The sequence below is a fragment of the Pseudomonas gregormendelii genome (genome assembly GCF_017114825.1).
Classification (GTDB): domain Bacteria; phylum Pseudomonadota; class Gammaproteobacteria; order Pseudomonadales; family Pseudomonadaceae; genus Aquipseudomonas; species Aquipseudomonas gregormendelii.
In genome coordinates this window covers 114226-128307 of the sequence record NZ_JADEVO010000008.1, presented here as the reverse complement: position 1 = coordinate 128307, position 14082 = coordinate 114226, and the positions used below count along the sequence as shown (strand labels likewise).

14 protein-coding genes and 3 pseudogenes are annotated in these 14082 nt (G+C 61.6%); 6 read left to right on the top strand and 11 right to left on the bottom strand.

Translation table 11 applies throughout. The annotated features are described in order from the left end of the window. Positions 1–5: 5 nt before the first annotated feature. Positions 6–908 carry a LysR family transcriptional regulator gene (locus IMW75_RS08485; protein WP_205892355.1) on the top strand — a complete coding sequence of 301 codons (903 nt, stop codon included), beginning with the start codon at positions 6–8 and terminating at the stop codon, positions 906–908. Positions 909–944: 36 nt separating this feature from the next. On the opposite strand, the gene IMW75_RS08480 is transcribed toward IMW75_RS08485, so the two are convergent. The 7 genes from IMW75_RS08480 to IMW75_RS08450 are packed head-to-tail and all read right to left on the bottom strand — an operon-like array spanning position 945 to position 7239. After that, positions 945–2312, bottom strand: a complete 1368-nt coding sequence (locus IMW75_RS08480) for a sensor histidine kinase (protein ID WP_205892354.1) — start codon at positions 2310–2312, stop codon at positions 945–947. Continuing rightward, positions 2309–2971, bottom strand: coding sequence for a response regulator (locus IMW75_RS08475; protein WP_045058566.1), 663 nt, complete (start codon positions 2969–2971; stop codon positions 2309–2311). Before IMW75_RS08475 ends, IMW75_RS08480 begins: the two co-directional genes overlap by 4 nt. Before the next feature lie 11 nt (positions 2972–2982). Beyond that, positions 2983–3627: a tetratricopeptide repeat protein gene (locus IMW75_RS08470; RefSeq protein ID WP_205892353.1), complete on the bottom strand. Its 645-nt coding sequence runs from the start codon at positions 3625–3627 to the stop codon at positions 2983–2985. After that, positions 3624–4433 carry an SDR family oxidoreductase gene (locus IMW75_RS08465; protein WP_045058568.1) on the bottom strand — a complete coding sequence of 270 codons (810 nt, stop codon included), beginning with the start codon at positions 4431–4433 and terminating at the stop codon, positions 3624–3626. Before IMW75_RS08465 ends, IMW75_RS08470 begins: the two co-directional genes overlap by 4 nt. Next, complete coding sequence (locus IMW75_RS08460; RefSeq protein WP_205892352.1) at positions 4420–5094, bottom strand: iron-containing redox enzyme family protein; 675 nt, start codon at positions 5092–5094, stop codon at positions 4420–4422. Before IMW75_RS08460 ends, IMW75_RS08465 begins: the two co-directional genes overlap by 14 nt. Next, complete coding sequence (locus IMW75_RS08455; RefSeq protein WP_045058570.1) at positions 5091–6572, bottom strand: AMP-binding protein; 1482 nt, start codon at positions 6570–6572, stop codon at positions 5091–5093. The genes IMW75_RS08460 and IMW75_RS08455 overlap by 4 nt, the downstream gene beginning before the upstream one ends. Continuing rightward, entirely contained in the window at positions 6562–7239 is a 678-nt protein-coding gene (locus IMW75_RS08450) for a thermostable hemolysin (protein ID WP_205892351.1), read from the bottom strand. Before IMW75_RS08450 ends, IMW75_RS08455 begins: the two co-directional genes overlap by 11 nt. A gap of 204 nt (positions 7240–7443) precedes the next feature. Here IMW75_RS08450 and IMW75_RS08445 point away from each other — a divergent pair, with 204 nt between their 5' ends. Both IMW75_RS08445 and IMW75_RS08440 read left to right on the top strand, forming a co-directional pair. Beyond that, positions 7444–7998 (top strand): cytochrome b, encoded by a 555-nt coding sequence (locus IMW75_RS08445; RefSeq protein WP_205892350.1) that lies wholly within the window; start codon positions 7444–7446, stop codon positions 7996–7998. Between the two features lie 98 nt (positions 7999–8096). Next, positions 8097–8417, top strand: a pseudogene (locus IMW75_RS08440) (N-acetyltransferase family protein); the annotation flags it as partial. A gap of 96 nt (positions 8418–8513) precedes the next feature. Here the strand turns inward: IMW75_RS08440 and IMW75_RS08435 are convergent. Beyond that, the gene (locus IMW75_RS08435; protein ID WP_045058573.1) at positions 8514–9752 is read right to left on the bottom strand and encodes an MgtC/SapB family protein; all 1239 of its coding nucleotides are present in this window, start codon (positions 9750–9752) and stop codon (positions 8514–8516) included. 37 nt (positions 9753–9789) lie between these two features. Continuing rightward, positions 9790–10863, bottom strand: coding sequence for an NAD(P)-dependent alcohol dehydrogenase (locus IMW75_RS08430; RefSeq protein WP_045058574.1), 1074 nt, complete (start codon positions 10861–10863; stop codon positions 9790–9792). Positions 10864–11115: 252 nt separating this feature from the next. Here IMW75_RS08430 and IMW75_RS08425 point away from each other — a divergent pair, with 252 nt between their 5' ends. Then, positions 11116–11454 (top strand): DUF7693 family protein, encoded by a 339-nt coding sequence (locus IMW75_RS08425; RefSeq protein WP_045058575.1) that lies wholly within the window; start codon positions 11116–11118, stop codon positions 11452–11454. A gap of 92 nt (positions 11455–11546) precedes the next feature. After that, positions 11547–12011 carry a YMGG-like glycine zipper-containing protein gene (locus IMW75_RS08420; RefSeq protein ID WP_045058672.1) on the top strand — a complete coding sequence of 155 codons (465 nt, stop codon included), beginning with the start codon at positions 11547–11549 and terminating at the stop codon, positions 12009–12011. Positions 12012–12070: 59 nt separating this feature from the next. Here the strand turns inward: IMW75_RS08420 and IMW75_RS08415 are convergent, their stop codons facing one another. Next, positions 12071–12226, bottom strand: coding sequence for a hypothetical protein (locus IMW75_RS08415; protein ID WP_205892375.1), 156 nt, complete (start codon positions 12224–12226; stop codon positions 12071–12073). Positions 12227–12234: 8 nt separating this feature from the next. Further along, positions 12235–12897: pseudogene (locus tag IMW75_RS08410) on the bottom strand (glycine betaine ABC transporter substrate-binding protein); the annotation flags it as partial. 1 nt (position 12898) lies between these two features. On the opposite strand from IMW75_RS08410, the pseudogene IMW75_RS08405 reads away from it, so the two are divergent. Next, a pseudogene (locus IMW75_RS08405) lies at positions 12899–14056 on the top strand (FAD-dependent oxidoreductase); the annotation flags it as partial. Between the last annotated feature and the right edge of the window lie 26 nt (positions 14057–14082).

The following is a 14082-nucleotide window of genomic DNA, read 5'->3' as shown; positions in this document are numbered from 1 at the left end:
ACGTTATGGAATTACGTGAACTTGATCTCAATCTGCTGCTGGTATTCAACCAGTTGCTCATCGACCGCCGGGTATCAACGGCGGCCGATAGCCTTGAGTTGACCCAGCCCGCTGTGAGCAACGCGTTGAAGCGCTTGCGTGTCGCTTTGAATGACGAGCTGTTCGTTCGCACGTATCAGGGAATGGAGCCCACGCCCTACGCCCGGCAGTTGGCTGAGCCGGTGGCCATGGCCATCCAGACCTTGCGCGATGCGCTGAGCCGTCAGGACACCTTCGACCCGCGCAACTGCAATCGCCGATTTACCATGGCGATGACCGACATTGGCGAAATCTACTTCATGCCGCGGCTGATGGACGCCATGGCTGAGCGCGCGCCGGGATGCTCGATCAGTACCCTGCGCAACACCTCCAATACCCTGGCCGAAGGCTTGCAGAACGGTGCAATTGACCTCGCAGTCGGCTTGCTTCCGCACCTGCAAGCCGGATTTTTTCAGCAGCGCCTGTTTCACCATCGCTATGTCTGCGTATGCCGCAAGGACCACCCCGCGACCCGGGAGCCGCTGACGCTTGAGCGTTTCTGCAGTTATGGCCACGTTCGGGTCGTCGCGGCGAACACCGGTCACGGTGAAGTAGATACGTTCCTGGCGCGGGCCGGCATCGAGCGCAACATACGCCTGGAGGTTCCGCATTTCGTCGCCGTCGGCCACATACTTCAACGCACCGACTTGATGGCCACAGTGCCTGAACGATTTGCCAGCAGTTGCGAACAACCCTTCGGGCTCGCGGTTTTACCGACGCCAGTGGAACTGCCCAACATCGAAATAAACCTGTTCTGGCATGCGCGCTATAACAAGGATCCCGCCAATCGCTGGCTGCGCCAGCTGATGTTTGAGTTATTTTCTGATTAGTGCTGACAATCACCCGGCCGGTTATGGATGGCCGCGTTAAAAACGCAAAATCTCCAACGTAGCGCGCAGCCCCGTGGGCGTGTGGTTTTCCAACCGGACCTGCCCTCCCAGGCGATCGGCAATCGCCTGGACGATGTTCAGCCCCAGACCCGCGCCCTGATCATTGCCGCGGCTGTAGAAGCGTTCGAACAGCCTGTCGCGATCTTCCTCATTGATCCCCGGCCCCTCATCCTCAACAGACAATTGGTAGTGATCGCCCTGTTTACTCAGCCTGACAGTGATCAAACCGTGCTTAGGCGAAAAGTTGGCGGCATTGGTCACCAAATTGTTCAAGGCGATGTCGATGGCGGCGGGATCGACCCTGACGGGGCCGATGTCGTCGCTGACATCGAAGGCCAGTTCCAGCCCCTTGTTCAACAACCAGGGCGTCAACTGCACCAGGCTGGCACGCACGGTGGCCGCCAGATCAATGACCGGTGATGGCGGTATCGCTGATTGCGGTTCAAGGCGGGCCATGGTCAGCAATTGGTTGACCAGTCGGGTGGTACGGTCCACGCCGGCGATCAAATGTTCCAGGGACTCACGGCGATCCTCTTCGCTCCCCGCCTCCATCAGGTTCTGTGCATGGACCCTGAGCACCGCTAACGGCGTACGCATCTCATGGGCCGCATCAGCGATAAAACGCCGCTCGCGTCCCATGACTTCCTGGATCTGCGCGAGCATGCGATTGAGCGCCGCTTGCATCGGTTCCAGCTCGCTGGGCAGCGGGGTCAGTTGCAGCGGCTCCAGCGAGCCGCTGTGCCGAGCCCGCAGCGTGGCCGCCATGTCGGCCAGGGGCTTGAGGCCCCAGCCAATGGCCATCCACACCATCGCTGCCAGAATCAGGCTGCCCAGCACATTGGGCAACAGGGTATGGCGCAGGATCCGGTCCACCAGGTCCGAACGCACATCGTCCCGTTCACCCACCCAGATCCGTAGATCCGTTTGTTTGTCCTCCAGCATGAAGGCGCGCCAGTGGCGGTTGTTCAGGTCCACCACATCACTAAAACCTGGGGTGACTGGCGGTGTGCCAAAAGACGGCGCACTGGCGGTGTGCACCAGTACCTGGCCCTGACGATTCCAGACCTGAAAGGCAATCTTGCTTTCATAGGGATGGCCATCGACCTTGGGCACCGCCTCGCCCAAGGCCTTATTGAACGCCTGGTAGAGTTCGGCGTGTTCCTTGCTGGCCAGCGGCATGCGCATCACGCCCTGCAGCAGCCGGGCGTTCTGGGCTAGCTGGGCGTCGTAGACTTCGGCGATTTCGTGATTGCTGTCGTTCCAGTTGAACACGGTGATCACTGCCAGGCCGGCGAGCATCAGGCCGATGATCAGCGTCAGCGTGCGACGCCGGATGGAGGTCATCGACGTTCCTCCACCAGGTAACCAACTCCGCGAATGGTACGGATCAGGTCAGTGGAGAACTTTTTGCGCAGGTGATGAATGTGCACTTCCAGGGTGTTGCTTTCGGCCTCTTCGTTCCAGCCGTAGAGCAACTGCATCAGGTGATCGCGGGTCATGACCCGGCCCGGTGGCGACAGAAGTTCGTGGAGCAGTTGATACTCCTTGGGCGTCAGTGCCACCGGTTCACCCATATAGCTGACTTGCTGCGTGCCCGGATTAAGGCTGATGCCAGCGTGTTCGATGAGCATCTGCGCACGCCCGGCGCTGCGCCGCAGCAAGGCCCGCAGACGCGCCTTGAGTTCGGCCAGATCGAAGGGCTTGATCAGGTAATCGTCGGCACCGGCATCCAGCCCGGCGATACGGTCTTCGGTGGCGTCCCGCGCCGTAAGAATCAACACCGGCAGGTTGGAGCCGCTGTCACGCAGGCGGCGCAGCACTTCCAGCCCGTCCATGCGTGGCAGGCCGAGGTCGAGCACCGCCAGGTCGAAGGATTCGCTGAGTAGCGCGTGCAAGGCACTGCTACCGTCCTGCAACCAGTCCACGGTGTACCCTTCGCGGCCGAGGGCCTGATGAATGCCTTCACCCAGCGCCACGTCATCCTCAATCAGTAATAAGCGCACACGGACTCCTGTCAGTCTATTTTCTTGTTCACGTCCACCAGCAGCGCTTCGATCTCTTTGCGCCGTCCGGCGTCGGCCAGTTCCCGTCCTGGCCTTGGGGCAGCCTGCAGGGCTTTTTGCAGCGCACCCCGGGCTTCGCTGTAGCGTTTTTGACGGTAGAGGTGATCGCCCCAGAAGTACAGACTATCGATGCCGTCAGGGTTCAGTTGCAAGGCCTGCTTGAGCAACTGATCGGCCTTGTCAGCGTCACCGAAACCGATCGGCCAGCCTGGCACACGGTCGTACAGTGCGCCGAGGCTGGTGTAGGCCGAGCCTTGCAAGGCTTTGGGGTCCAGGGCCAGGGCTTTCTCCAGATCGACTTTTGCATCCTTGACCTTGCTCAATGCTCCGAGCCCGCCCTGGGCACCGGCCCAACTGCTGGTGACGATTCCGGACCAGATCCAGGCTTCGGCCACGGACTGGCGGTCGTGCGTGAACGCCGACGCCTGGCCGGCCAGCTTTTCAAAAGCGGCGGTACGTTGATCGGCGGGCATTTCATATTGAATGTGTGCCCAGCTTTGCTGGATGCCACTGAGACGTTGTTGATCGGCGGCATCAAGCGCCCAGGCGTTTGCGCTCAAGGCGCCCATCAGCAGGCAGGCGAAGATTTTTTTCATGGCTTGAGGTTCTCGTTATCAGGCTTCTGACTCAGACGACGGATCAGTGGCAGCTGCTTGCGCAGGCCGCGATCCACCAGGTTGGGCAACAGGCTGTTCAGGCCCACGAAGAAGCGTTCCGGCCAGCCCAGGTACAGGTCACGGTGATCACCGGCAATGGCGTGCATCACCGCCGAGGCAACTTTTTGCGGATCATCGACGTTGGATTTGAGGGCATCATTCAACGCCTGCGCTGCCGCGCTGTTCATGCTGGTGCGGGTGGCCCGTGGTGCGACGTACAACACCCCGACCCGGGTGTCGGCGAGCTCACGACGCAGGGCTTCGGAAAACCCCCGCAGGGCAAACTTGGTGGCGCAATAGCTGGCGTAGCCGGGGTAACCGATCGAGCCATAGGTCGAGCCGACGTTCACCACCATGGCGCTTTCAGCCTGCTTGAGCAGCGGCAGCAGCAACCTGGTGAGGCAGATCGGCGCGCTGACGTTCACCGCCAGCATGGCGTTGATGTCGCTGTCATCGAGCTGTTCAAGCATGGCGAAGTGATTGATCCCGGCGGCGTTGATCAGCAGGTTCAGACCCCCGATGCCTTCGGCGGCGGCCAGTACTTTACGGCGGTCGGTGAGGAACGTCAGGTCGGCGCCGACCCAGGACAACTGCTGTGGGTAGCGTTCCAGTAAAGGCACCAGCGGTTCCCGGTGCCGAGCCACGGCCAATACCCTGGCGCCACTGGCGCACAGGGCCGTGGCGATTGCCAGGCCGATGCCGCCACTGGCGCCGGTCAGCACCACGCGGGCTTCAGACAGGCGCATGGGGGGTCTCCCCGTCGCGCGGCAAGCCGCGGAACATATCGGTGTACAGCGCGTACACCACTTTGGAGGCATGAATCACGGCAGCCTGGTCAGACGGATCATCAAGGGTGTTCATCAAGCGGCGATACGTCTGCATGTGCTCGATATCCAGCGAGCCATGGGAGCTGAGGTAACTGAACGCGCTTTGCGGCAAGTCCAGGCGTTCGCGGATGCTCTCGGCGGCGTGGGTGGCCAGGGCGATACTGGTGCCTTCCAGCACATTGACCATGCCAAACAGGCCCACCGGATTGCCCCGGGCAATCAGGTCGTAGAGGTAGCTGACCATCAATTCGATCGGCAAGGAGGGACGACCGTCGCGCACCGCCGCCTTGTCGCCACCGCAGGCTTCGATATCGTTGAGGATCCACTGTTCGTGGCCGTATTCGTCTTCGATGTACTCGCACACTGCTTTGCGCAGCCATTCCAGACGCGACGGCAGGCGTGCACCGCAGGCCATCATCAACGGCACGGTATGGCGCACGTGGTAATAGGCTTGCGCCAGGAAGGCCCGGTAGCTCTCCAGGCTGACCTTGCCCTCCAGAGCATCGCGAATGACCGGCAGGTTGAACAGCGCGTGGCGTTCGTGTTGAGTGGCTTCTTGCAGGTTGTCGAAAAAACTCATGACGCAGATTCCTCTGAAAAAAAAGCGTTAGTCAGTTGCGCGCGGTACTGCTCGACGATGGCGTCCCGGCGTGGTCGGCCATTGGCAGTCAGCAAGCCGTTGGCGGAGGTGAACGGTTGAGCGAGACGGGTCCAGTGGTGAACCTGGGCGTAATTGGGCAAGGCCGCGTTGGCCTGAGCCACGGCGGCGGCCAACTCCGCGTCTGTGCAATCGAGGCGATGAGGCCAAAGCAGCGCGTGATTGCCCGGCATGGCCTCGCCGTAGACAAAGGCCTGGGCGATATCGCGGCGTTGAGTCAGTTCGGACTCGACCCATTCGGGGTTCACATTGCGGCCATAACTGGTGACGAACTGGTGTTTCTTGCGTCCCTTGAGGTACAGAAAGCCCTCGGCGTCGAATTCACCGAGATCGCCGCTGGGCCACCACTCATCGCAGTGCTCAGCCTGGCCGAGGTAACCCAGCAGGGTCGAGCCCTTGATCAGCACTTCGCCGTCGTCGGCCAGACGGATCTCCACGTGGGGCAGAGGCCGCCCGACGCTGCCGGCGCGACGTGCCTCTGGCCGGTTCAGGCACACCACCGACGCGCACTCCGACAGCCCGTAGCCTTCATAAACCGGCAGACCGGCCCGTCGCGCCCGGTGCAGCAAATCTTCACTCACCCGGGCGCCGCCCACTGCGGCAAAACGCAACGAGTAGGGGCTGAAGGCTTTTTGCTCGGCGGCGCTGACCAATAACAACAGCAACTGCGGCACCAGAATCACACTCTCGGGCGCACGGGTGGCCAGGCAACCGAGCAGTCGCGGCACATCCACACCGCTGGCCCCCTCGATACCGAGGGTTTTCTGGCTGGGCAGGCTCAGCTTCGCACCGGCGTACAGCGCCGCATAGCAGCCGATGTTTTCCAACAGGATCGCCAGTGGCAAAAGCGCAAGGTGATGCTGTGGATCAGTGGGCTTGCTTGCCTGATCGAGTTCGCGGGCGACCCGCAGGATACTTTCGGCACTCAGGCACACGCCTTTGGGAGTGCCGGTGGTGCCCGAGGTGAAGGTCAGTTTGGCGGTGCCCTCGGGCATTCGGTTCGGGCCGTTGAAAGTGCGCCGCCAGAATTCACCGTTCTTTTCGTAGCCGCCCGTTTGCAGTTCCGCTTCCAGAGCCGGCTCGGCAATCACCAGGGCAGCCTGGCTTTGCTTGAGACAATGTTTACGTTGAGCTGGCGTGAAGAAAGGGGGCAACGCCAGGCAGGTCAAGCCTTCGAACAACACGGCCAGGTCCCACAGCATGGCGTCGACACCATTGTCCAGGGCCAGTGCAACAACCTGGACGTTTTCATCCCGTAGACGCTGCTGGCGGTACATCACTTCCGCGTAGAGCGTCGCGTAGTCCAGCTTCAGGTGATCCCCCCAAATAGCGATGGCATTGGTCTTGCGTTCGGCATGGGAGCGCAGGGTCTGTTTGAAACGCTCGATTTCAGGCGACATGGCTGGATTCCTCGATGGACGCTGGCAACCCCAATCGGCTGAACATCCCTATGTTGCGCAAATGAATGAAGCCGGCGCGGATGTTGCCAACGTGCACCCAGGGTTTGCTCTCGTAGTAGCTGCCCCAGCTGTGGCGGTCCTCGCCCAAACGCGCGGGATCGGCGGCGCAAAGGGTCACGGGCTTCAAGCCCAGACGGTGAAAGCTGTTCACCAGGCCGATGTTGCCGGTGAACGCCACCCATTCCAGGCCGCCCATGGCCAGCAGATAGGTAATGGCGATGATGCTCATGCGTGCACTGCCAGTGTCGCTGGCGGCCAGGTTGCCCACTTCAACGATGCCCCTGCGGGCGACTTCACAGTCGGCAGCGGCACTGATCAGCGGGTCGACCGGCTCGTCCAGGTAGCGTTCCAGAAACAGCGGTTCACGGCTCGCCAGGCGCACGCCGGCCACTGCACACAGTTCACCTGAGGCGTTGTTCATGCCGAACAGCTCCGGCATGAAGTGACGGATGTCCGCGCCGTGGGCCCTGCGGAAGCGTTTCTGGATAAAGGCTTCCAGGACGGGGCGCAGGGGCTCGTCCGGCAGAGCGCGGGCCAGACTCAGCTGCGGGGTTTCGGCTTGGCCGAAATGCAGGGGCAGAGCGATGTTCCAGTCAATATCGGGCATTGGAAGACGCCTCCCGGGAAAGTGTGGGAGAAGTATCCGAGGCATTTCTTAACGGAGTCTGAAGGTGGCCAAAAGATCGGCAGGGGCAGTCTTCAGATTGCCTTAAGACTGGATAGGCAGGCTGGCGTCATTCGGTTCGCTTACCGAACGAAACCGGACCGCGCAAATGATTGTGCAGCCACACCAACGTCCAAGAGGCCTGTTATGACTCGCGATTTACTCGCTCACAACCGCTACGCAAAACTCTCGATCACCTTGCACTGGCTGATGCTCGGGCTGTTTGTCGGGGTCTATGCCTGTATCGAGATCAGGGGCTGGCTGCCGCGCCAGCACCCGTTGAGAGGACCACTACTGGGTACCCATGCGCTTTTTGGACTGGCGATTTTTTCCTTGGTGTGGGTGCGCTTACTCGGTCGTTTACAAAAACGTCCGCCCATCACGCCTCGCCCCCCCGCGTGGCAGACTGCGCTGGCCCACCTCACCCACCTGGCGCTCTATGTGCTGATGATCGTCACGCCCCTGCTCGCCTGGCTGATGCTCAGTGCCGCCGGTAAACCAATACCGTACTTTGCTTTTACCCTGCCCTCGCCTATCGCACTCGATCCTGATTTGGCGAAGCAATTCAAAGAATGGCATGAATGGCTGGGTAACGCCGGGTACTGGCTGATTGGCGTGCACGCCTGCGCCGGGATTTTCCACCATTACTGGATGCGCGATAACACCCTGACCCGGATCCTGCCCAAGCGCTTTGTGCGCTAGTGTCTGACGGCAATCATTCCAACCTTCAGCACTACTGAACCGCTGACCTGGTCCAGCCAGGGCAACGGCTTGACTCCGCTTGGCCTGTCAGGTGCAGAAATCGAGGGCGCCTGGCCTTCATCGCCCTGGTGCACGACAACGGACAATTGATTGAGGTGGGCGTCAGTCGTTATGCGGCCACGGGTGAACAGCAATGTGAATCCGCCATTACGGTCGCCGATGAATGGAATCACCTGGGACTGGGTACACTGCTGATGGAACATTTGATCAAGGCGGCGCGCCACAACGGTTACCGGCAGATGTATTCGGTCGATTCCGCCAGCAACGCGCCCATGCGTGACCTCGCCAGATCGCTTGGGTTTGAAACTTACACTGACCCTGATGACCGCCACCAGGTCATTCATCGTCTGCAACTGTGAACCGTCGCCCCGCGATCTTTCGGCCAACGGTTGATCAGGATTGATGGGTTATGTGAAGGGCGACTTGATCTCTATCAGCTTGCGTAGAGGCCTCATTCAGAGCAACCAGATCCCAGCCCACATAGCCAGTGTGAGCAGGACCTGACCCGGAATTACGTAAAGGGCGAACCGGCTTCCACCACTGACCCACGCCACCGCGCATTTGCTCAGCGAATTACTGCTGATGGCGATCAGTACAGGCACGGCAATGGCGTCGAATGGCAACTGACCCGATTTGGCCAGGGAGGCAATCGACGCCGTCGAAGCATGGGCATCGGCGAAACCGGTGAAGGTCGCCGTCACCATCACCCCCGCTTCCCCGTAGTACCTGAGCATCACCGAGGACAGGAAAGTGATGCCGGTCACGGTCAGGGTCACCACCAGCGCCAGCTTGAGATTGAACGCACCGCCGACCTTGATCGGCTGGCTGGCGTTCGTCGCGGTTTTCGGAAACATCAGGCACAGGCCATACAGGGCGGTAGCAAGCGCGCCGCATACCAGTGGACCGAAAACCGGCCGCAGCAGACCGGTGTCGACCGCACCCAGGATCAGGCCCGCTTGAACGAAGGTCGCGAGGTTGGACCAGATCGCGGCGGCGCTCAGGAGCTTGACGTTGACCGGCTCCCTGGCGGCGATATGGCCCATCGCGGCGATTGTCACAGTACTGGACGCGAATCCGGAGGCAATGGCGCTGATCGCATAGCCATAGCGGGTGCCCAAGGCACGAACCGCGACATGCCCCACTGCCCCAACCACCATCAGCAGGACGGTCAGGGTACAAATGGTACGCAGGTTGATCGCCCCATACGGACCGATATAGCGATCAGGCGCCAGCGGCAGCACCACCAGGGCGGCCGTCAGCAGGACCAGTGCGTCGCGCATTTCGCCATCGGTTAACTGGCTGCGGGCGAAGTGGTGCAACTTCTCGCGGTACGCCAGCAATCCGGCCATCACCACCGCCATGGTCACCGCCAGTTGTGGCTGACTGCTGCAGAGGGCCCCCAGTACCAAGACGGTGAGCAAGGCCACTTCACTGGTCACCCCCGGGTCGTCGCTTAAGCTGCGCCAGTAGGCGACCGTCACCAGCCCCCCAAGGGTGATCGCCAGGGCCGCGACCAGCAGGCCGCCAGCCACCTGCATCGCCCCATAGCCCAGCAGCGCGGTAATCGCGAAAGTGCGCAACCCGGCGCAGGCACGGCTTTGCCCCTCGCCTTTGTGCCGCTCGCGCTCAAGACCGATGAGCAGGCCAATTCCAAGCGCAGCGGCGGCTCCCGTGAGGCCCGGGCTCTCGATCATGAGGCGCTCATTCGCCTGGGCAAAGCACGTTCGATCCTCACGGTGTGATCGCCACTTTCATCACCCCGTCCCGCTGGTGGGCAAACAGGTCATAGGCGGCTTCAATATCATCGAGTTTGTAGCGGTGCGTCACCAGGGGTGACAGATCCACGCCCCCGCTGTTGACCACCGCCATCAGGCGACGCATGCGCTCCTTGCCGCCGGGGCACAGGGTGGTGACGATGCTGTAGTCCCCCAATCCTGCGGCGAAGGCATCCAGCGGAATGCGCAGATCGCTTGAATAAACCCCCAGGCTGGACAAGCGACCGCCGGGACGCAGCACCCGCAGGGCAGATTCGAAAGTCCCTTGGGTGCCCAATGCCTCGATGGACACATCGACACCTCGGCCATCGGTCAGGGCCATGATCTGATCGACCACGTTGCCGTCCTTGAAATTGACCACATGGGTCGCGCCCAGCTGCCGCGCGACGCTCATGCGTTCGGGTACGGCGTCAACGCCTATGATCGTGGTCGCGCCCTTGAGGCGGGCGCCAGCCACCGCGCACAGGCCGATCGGCCCGAGGGCAAACACGACAACGGTATCGCCAATGCTCACTTCACCGCGCTCGGCCCCGGAAAATCCGGTGGACATGATGTCCGGGCACATGAGTACCTGCTCATCGCTGAGGCCGTCGGGAATGGGACACAAATTGGCGATTGCGTCCGGCACCAGCAGGTACTCGGCCTGGCACCCGTCAATGATGTTGCCGAATTTCCAGCCGCCTGTGGCGCGAAACCCGTGGCGGGTATCCGGGCCGTCCTGGGAAGCGCAGCCGCACAGGCAGGCGTAACTTTGGCCGCTGGGGGTGATGGCTCCGGCAATGACCCGTTGCCCTTCGACGAAGCCGCGCACCTGAGAGCCCAGTCGTTCAATCACACCAACCGGTTCGTGCCCAACGGTCAGCCCTTTGGCCACTGGGTATTCACCGCGCAGGATGTGTACGTCGGTGCCGCAAATGGTCGTGGTGGTGATACGGATCAGCGCATCCAGTGGGCCCACCTCGGGAATGGGTTTGTCCTCCAGCACGATCCGGTTTTTCTCAACGAAAACTGCTGCTTTCATGGTCGCCATGCTGATTGCTCCTTTGTCCGTGTGCGCCAAAGTTCAGCACAGCCAGCAGATTGCACCGCAATGACCGATGAAAGGTTGATAACGATGAACAGTTACTGGCTTTGACGACCGCATGCTTGACAACATTTATGCTCATGACCTCTCGCCCATCAGTTCGGACGAGTTTGGCTTCAGCAAACGGGTCATAGATCTTTGCGGGAGCTGCGGATACGCTGTAGTCCTTCCTGATGACTGCCCCAGATTGCCAGAACAATGACCCGCGAATCACTTTCAAGCCGTGAGGTATGCCAGATCCTGAGAGACCTGGCCCTGGGTACGCGGTCTATCCAACGAATCAGCCGTCAGGCCTCTCCGGGAATTGACGCGGGCCAGATCCGTGTTGAAGTCGATGGCTGGGTGCTCAACCTGTGCCAGGACCAGGGCACCCTCACCCGCTGTGAATCCTGCATCGCTGCGGATGGCCGCTCGGCCACGTTTGCCGACTGGCATCGTTATGGGACTGATCCCGTGGAGCTGCTGAGTACCTGGGAGCGTGCGCAAGTCGAGGGGCTGTTGGCCGACCCGCAAAGCGTCGAGGCACGTGCGATATGATGAGAGGTGCGAGCCAAGCGTGACAGGTGAACTAATCTGTAAAGGTTCAAGCGTCGTAACTCCAACGCACACTCGCCGCAGTGGGGTTCACCATGAAAATCGTCTTCGCCCCTTGCATTACCCTGATCCTTTGCGCGGTCTCGTCAAGCGCAGCAGCCGAGACCATCACCCCTCTCAAAGGACAGACGCAGGCAATCATCCAGCAGGACGTCAGCGCCTGCCAGTCCCAGGCTGGCAGCACAACGAGCTCGAGCACGACGCCGCAATCAGGTGGGCGTGTACGCGGAGCCGCGACTGGCGCCGTTGCCGGAGCTGCGGTTGCCGGCGCGCGGGGTCGTCAGCACGATGAGTTCTATGATCGGGTGGACGACGACGTCAAACAGCAATACCGCCAGAACCAGGCCAAGGATGCAGCGGTGGCTGGCGCAGTGGTGGGCGGGTCCCGCCAGCGCCAGGATCGTCGCCAGGACCGCCGCAGCGCAGAGCAGAATACGACGGCGGTGTCATCCGCCTACAGCAGTTGCATGCAGCAGCGTGGTTATCAGGTAACGCCATAAGGATTCTCGCGGACACACCTTGGCCAAGGCGAACGCAGCCGCAACCCCGGCCGCGTCGCCTATGGATCAATGCGGTGGTTGTAGACGTTGGCCAGGAACGACAGGTGCGACTCCGGGTACACCGGCGGCGGGCTGGTTTCGGCTTTGCGGCAACCCTGCGGGACCGGCACCCGTGGGCGACCGAATGGCGCCACTCCATGGCTGCCTCTGGTCACCGCAGCCTTCAGGGCTGACGGCTGCTGACGGCCTCTGCGCCCTGCTGGAACATGGCGTCGAAACGCGGTTTGTTGGCCGCGTAATATGCCGCTACCACCTTGTCGGACGAACTCTGCCGAGCCTCCATCATCAGCGCGTCCAGGTCCGCCTTGGGCACCGAATAGTGGGCGAAGAAATACGCCACTTCGGGGTACTGCTCGCTAAAGCCCTTGCGCGCCACAGCGTGGATTTGCTCGGCGCCGCCAAAGATCTGCTTCGGATCATCCAGGTAGCGCAACGGCCACTTGGAGAACATCCAGTGCGGGCTCCAGGCATTGACCAGCGACCATTTATCGCGCTTCAGATTGCGATCCAGCTCATTGAGCATCCCGGTCTCAGAGGACGCCACCAGCTTGTAGCCCTCAAGTTTGTACTCATCGATGGCCTTGACCGTCAGCTTGTACTGGCCGTTACCCACTTCCGAGGTGAGGATCTTGCCTTCCAGCCTGGCCCGGACCTCAGGCTTGTTCAGGTCTTCGACGCTGGCCACCTCGCTCAACGGCACCGAACTCGGCACCGCCATGCCGATACGCCCCTCATACAGCACCCCAAGGTCTTCGAGCCGGTCTTTGTACTTGTCATAGAACGCCTTGTGCGTGCTCGGCAGCCAGACCATCGGGATCAGGTCGATCACTTTCCATGCGGCGAAAATTCCCGATGTGGCCACGGCGCGCTATGCGATTGCCTCGGGCAAGGTGGACATGGTGGGCATGACCCGGGCGCACATGACCGACCCGCACATCGTGCGCAAGATCATCGAGAAGCGCGAAGAAGACATCCGCCCGTGCGTGGGCGCCAACTACTGCCTGGACCGCATCTACCAGGGCGGCGCCGCCTATTGCATCCACAACGCGGCGACCGGTCGCGAGACCACCATGCCCCACGACATTCCCAAGGCAGCGGTCAAGCGCCGGGTGGTCGTGGTGGGTAGCGGCCCGGCGGGGCTGGAGGCGGCGCGAGTAGCTGGGGAACGAGGCCATGACGTGACCGTGCTGGAAGCGGCGGACCAGCCTGGCGGGCAGATACGCCTGACGGCCCTGAGCGAGCGCCGGCGCGAAATGATCAGCATCATCGACTGGCGCATGGCGCAGTGCGAACGCCTGGGGGTCAAGTTTCATTTCAACACCTGGGCCGAGGCCGACACCGTGCAAGCCTTCGAGCCAGACGTGGTCATCGTCGCCACCGGGGGCCTGCCGCACACCGAAGTCCTGCGCGAGGGCAACGAACTGGTGGTCTCGACCTGGGACATCATCTCCGGTGACGTCAAGCCCGGGCGCAATGTGCTGATTTTCGACGACGCGGGGGATCACGCCGCACTGCAAGCCGCCGAAGTCATCGCCAGGAGCGGCGCGACCCTTGAAATCGTCACGCCCGACCGCTCATTTGCCCCCGAAGTCATGGCCATGAACCTGGTGCCCTACATGCGCAGCCTGCAGGATCTGGACGTCACCTTTACCGTGACCTACCGGGTTGAGAAGGTGCACAAGCGCGATGGGACGCTGGTTGCGATTTTTGGCAGTGATTACGGACAGGTCCACAAGCAGCGAGTCGTCGATCAGGTGGTAATCAACCACGGCACCCTGCCCCTGGATGACCTGTACTTCGAGCTGCGCCCGCTCTCCAGCAATGGCGGAGCAGTCGAGCAGCATGACCTGATCGCCGGTAATGCGCAGCACCTCGTCACCCACCCCGAGGGGCGCTTCCAGTTGTTCCGCATTGGCGACGCAGTCTCGGCACGCAATACCCATGCGGCCATCTATGACGCACTGCGGCTGGTGAAGGAAATCTGAAACCGGAGGCCTGCGCGCAGGCTTTT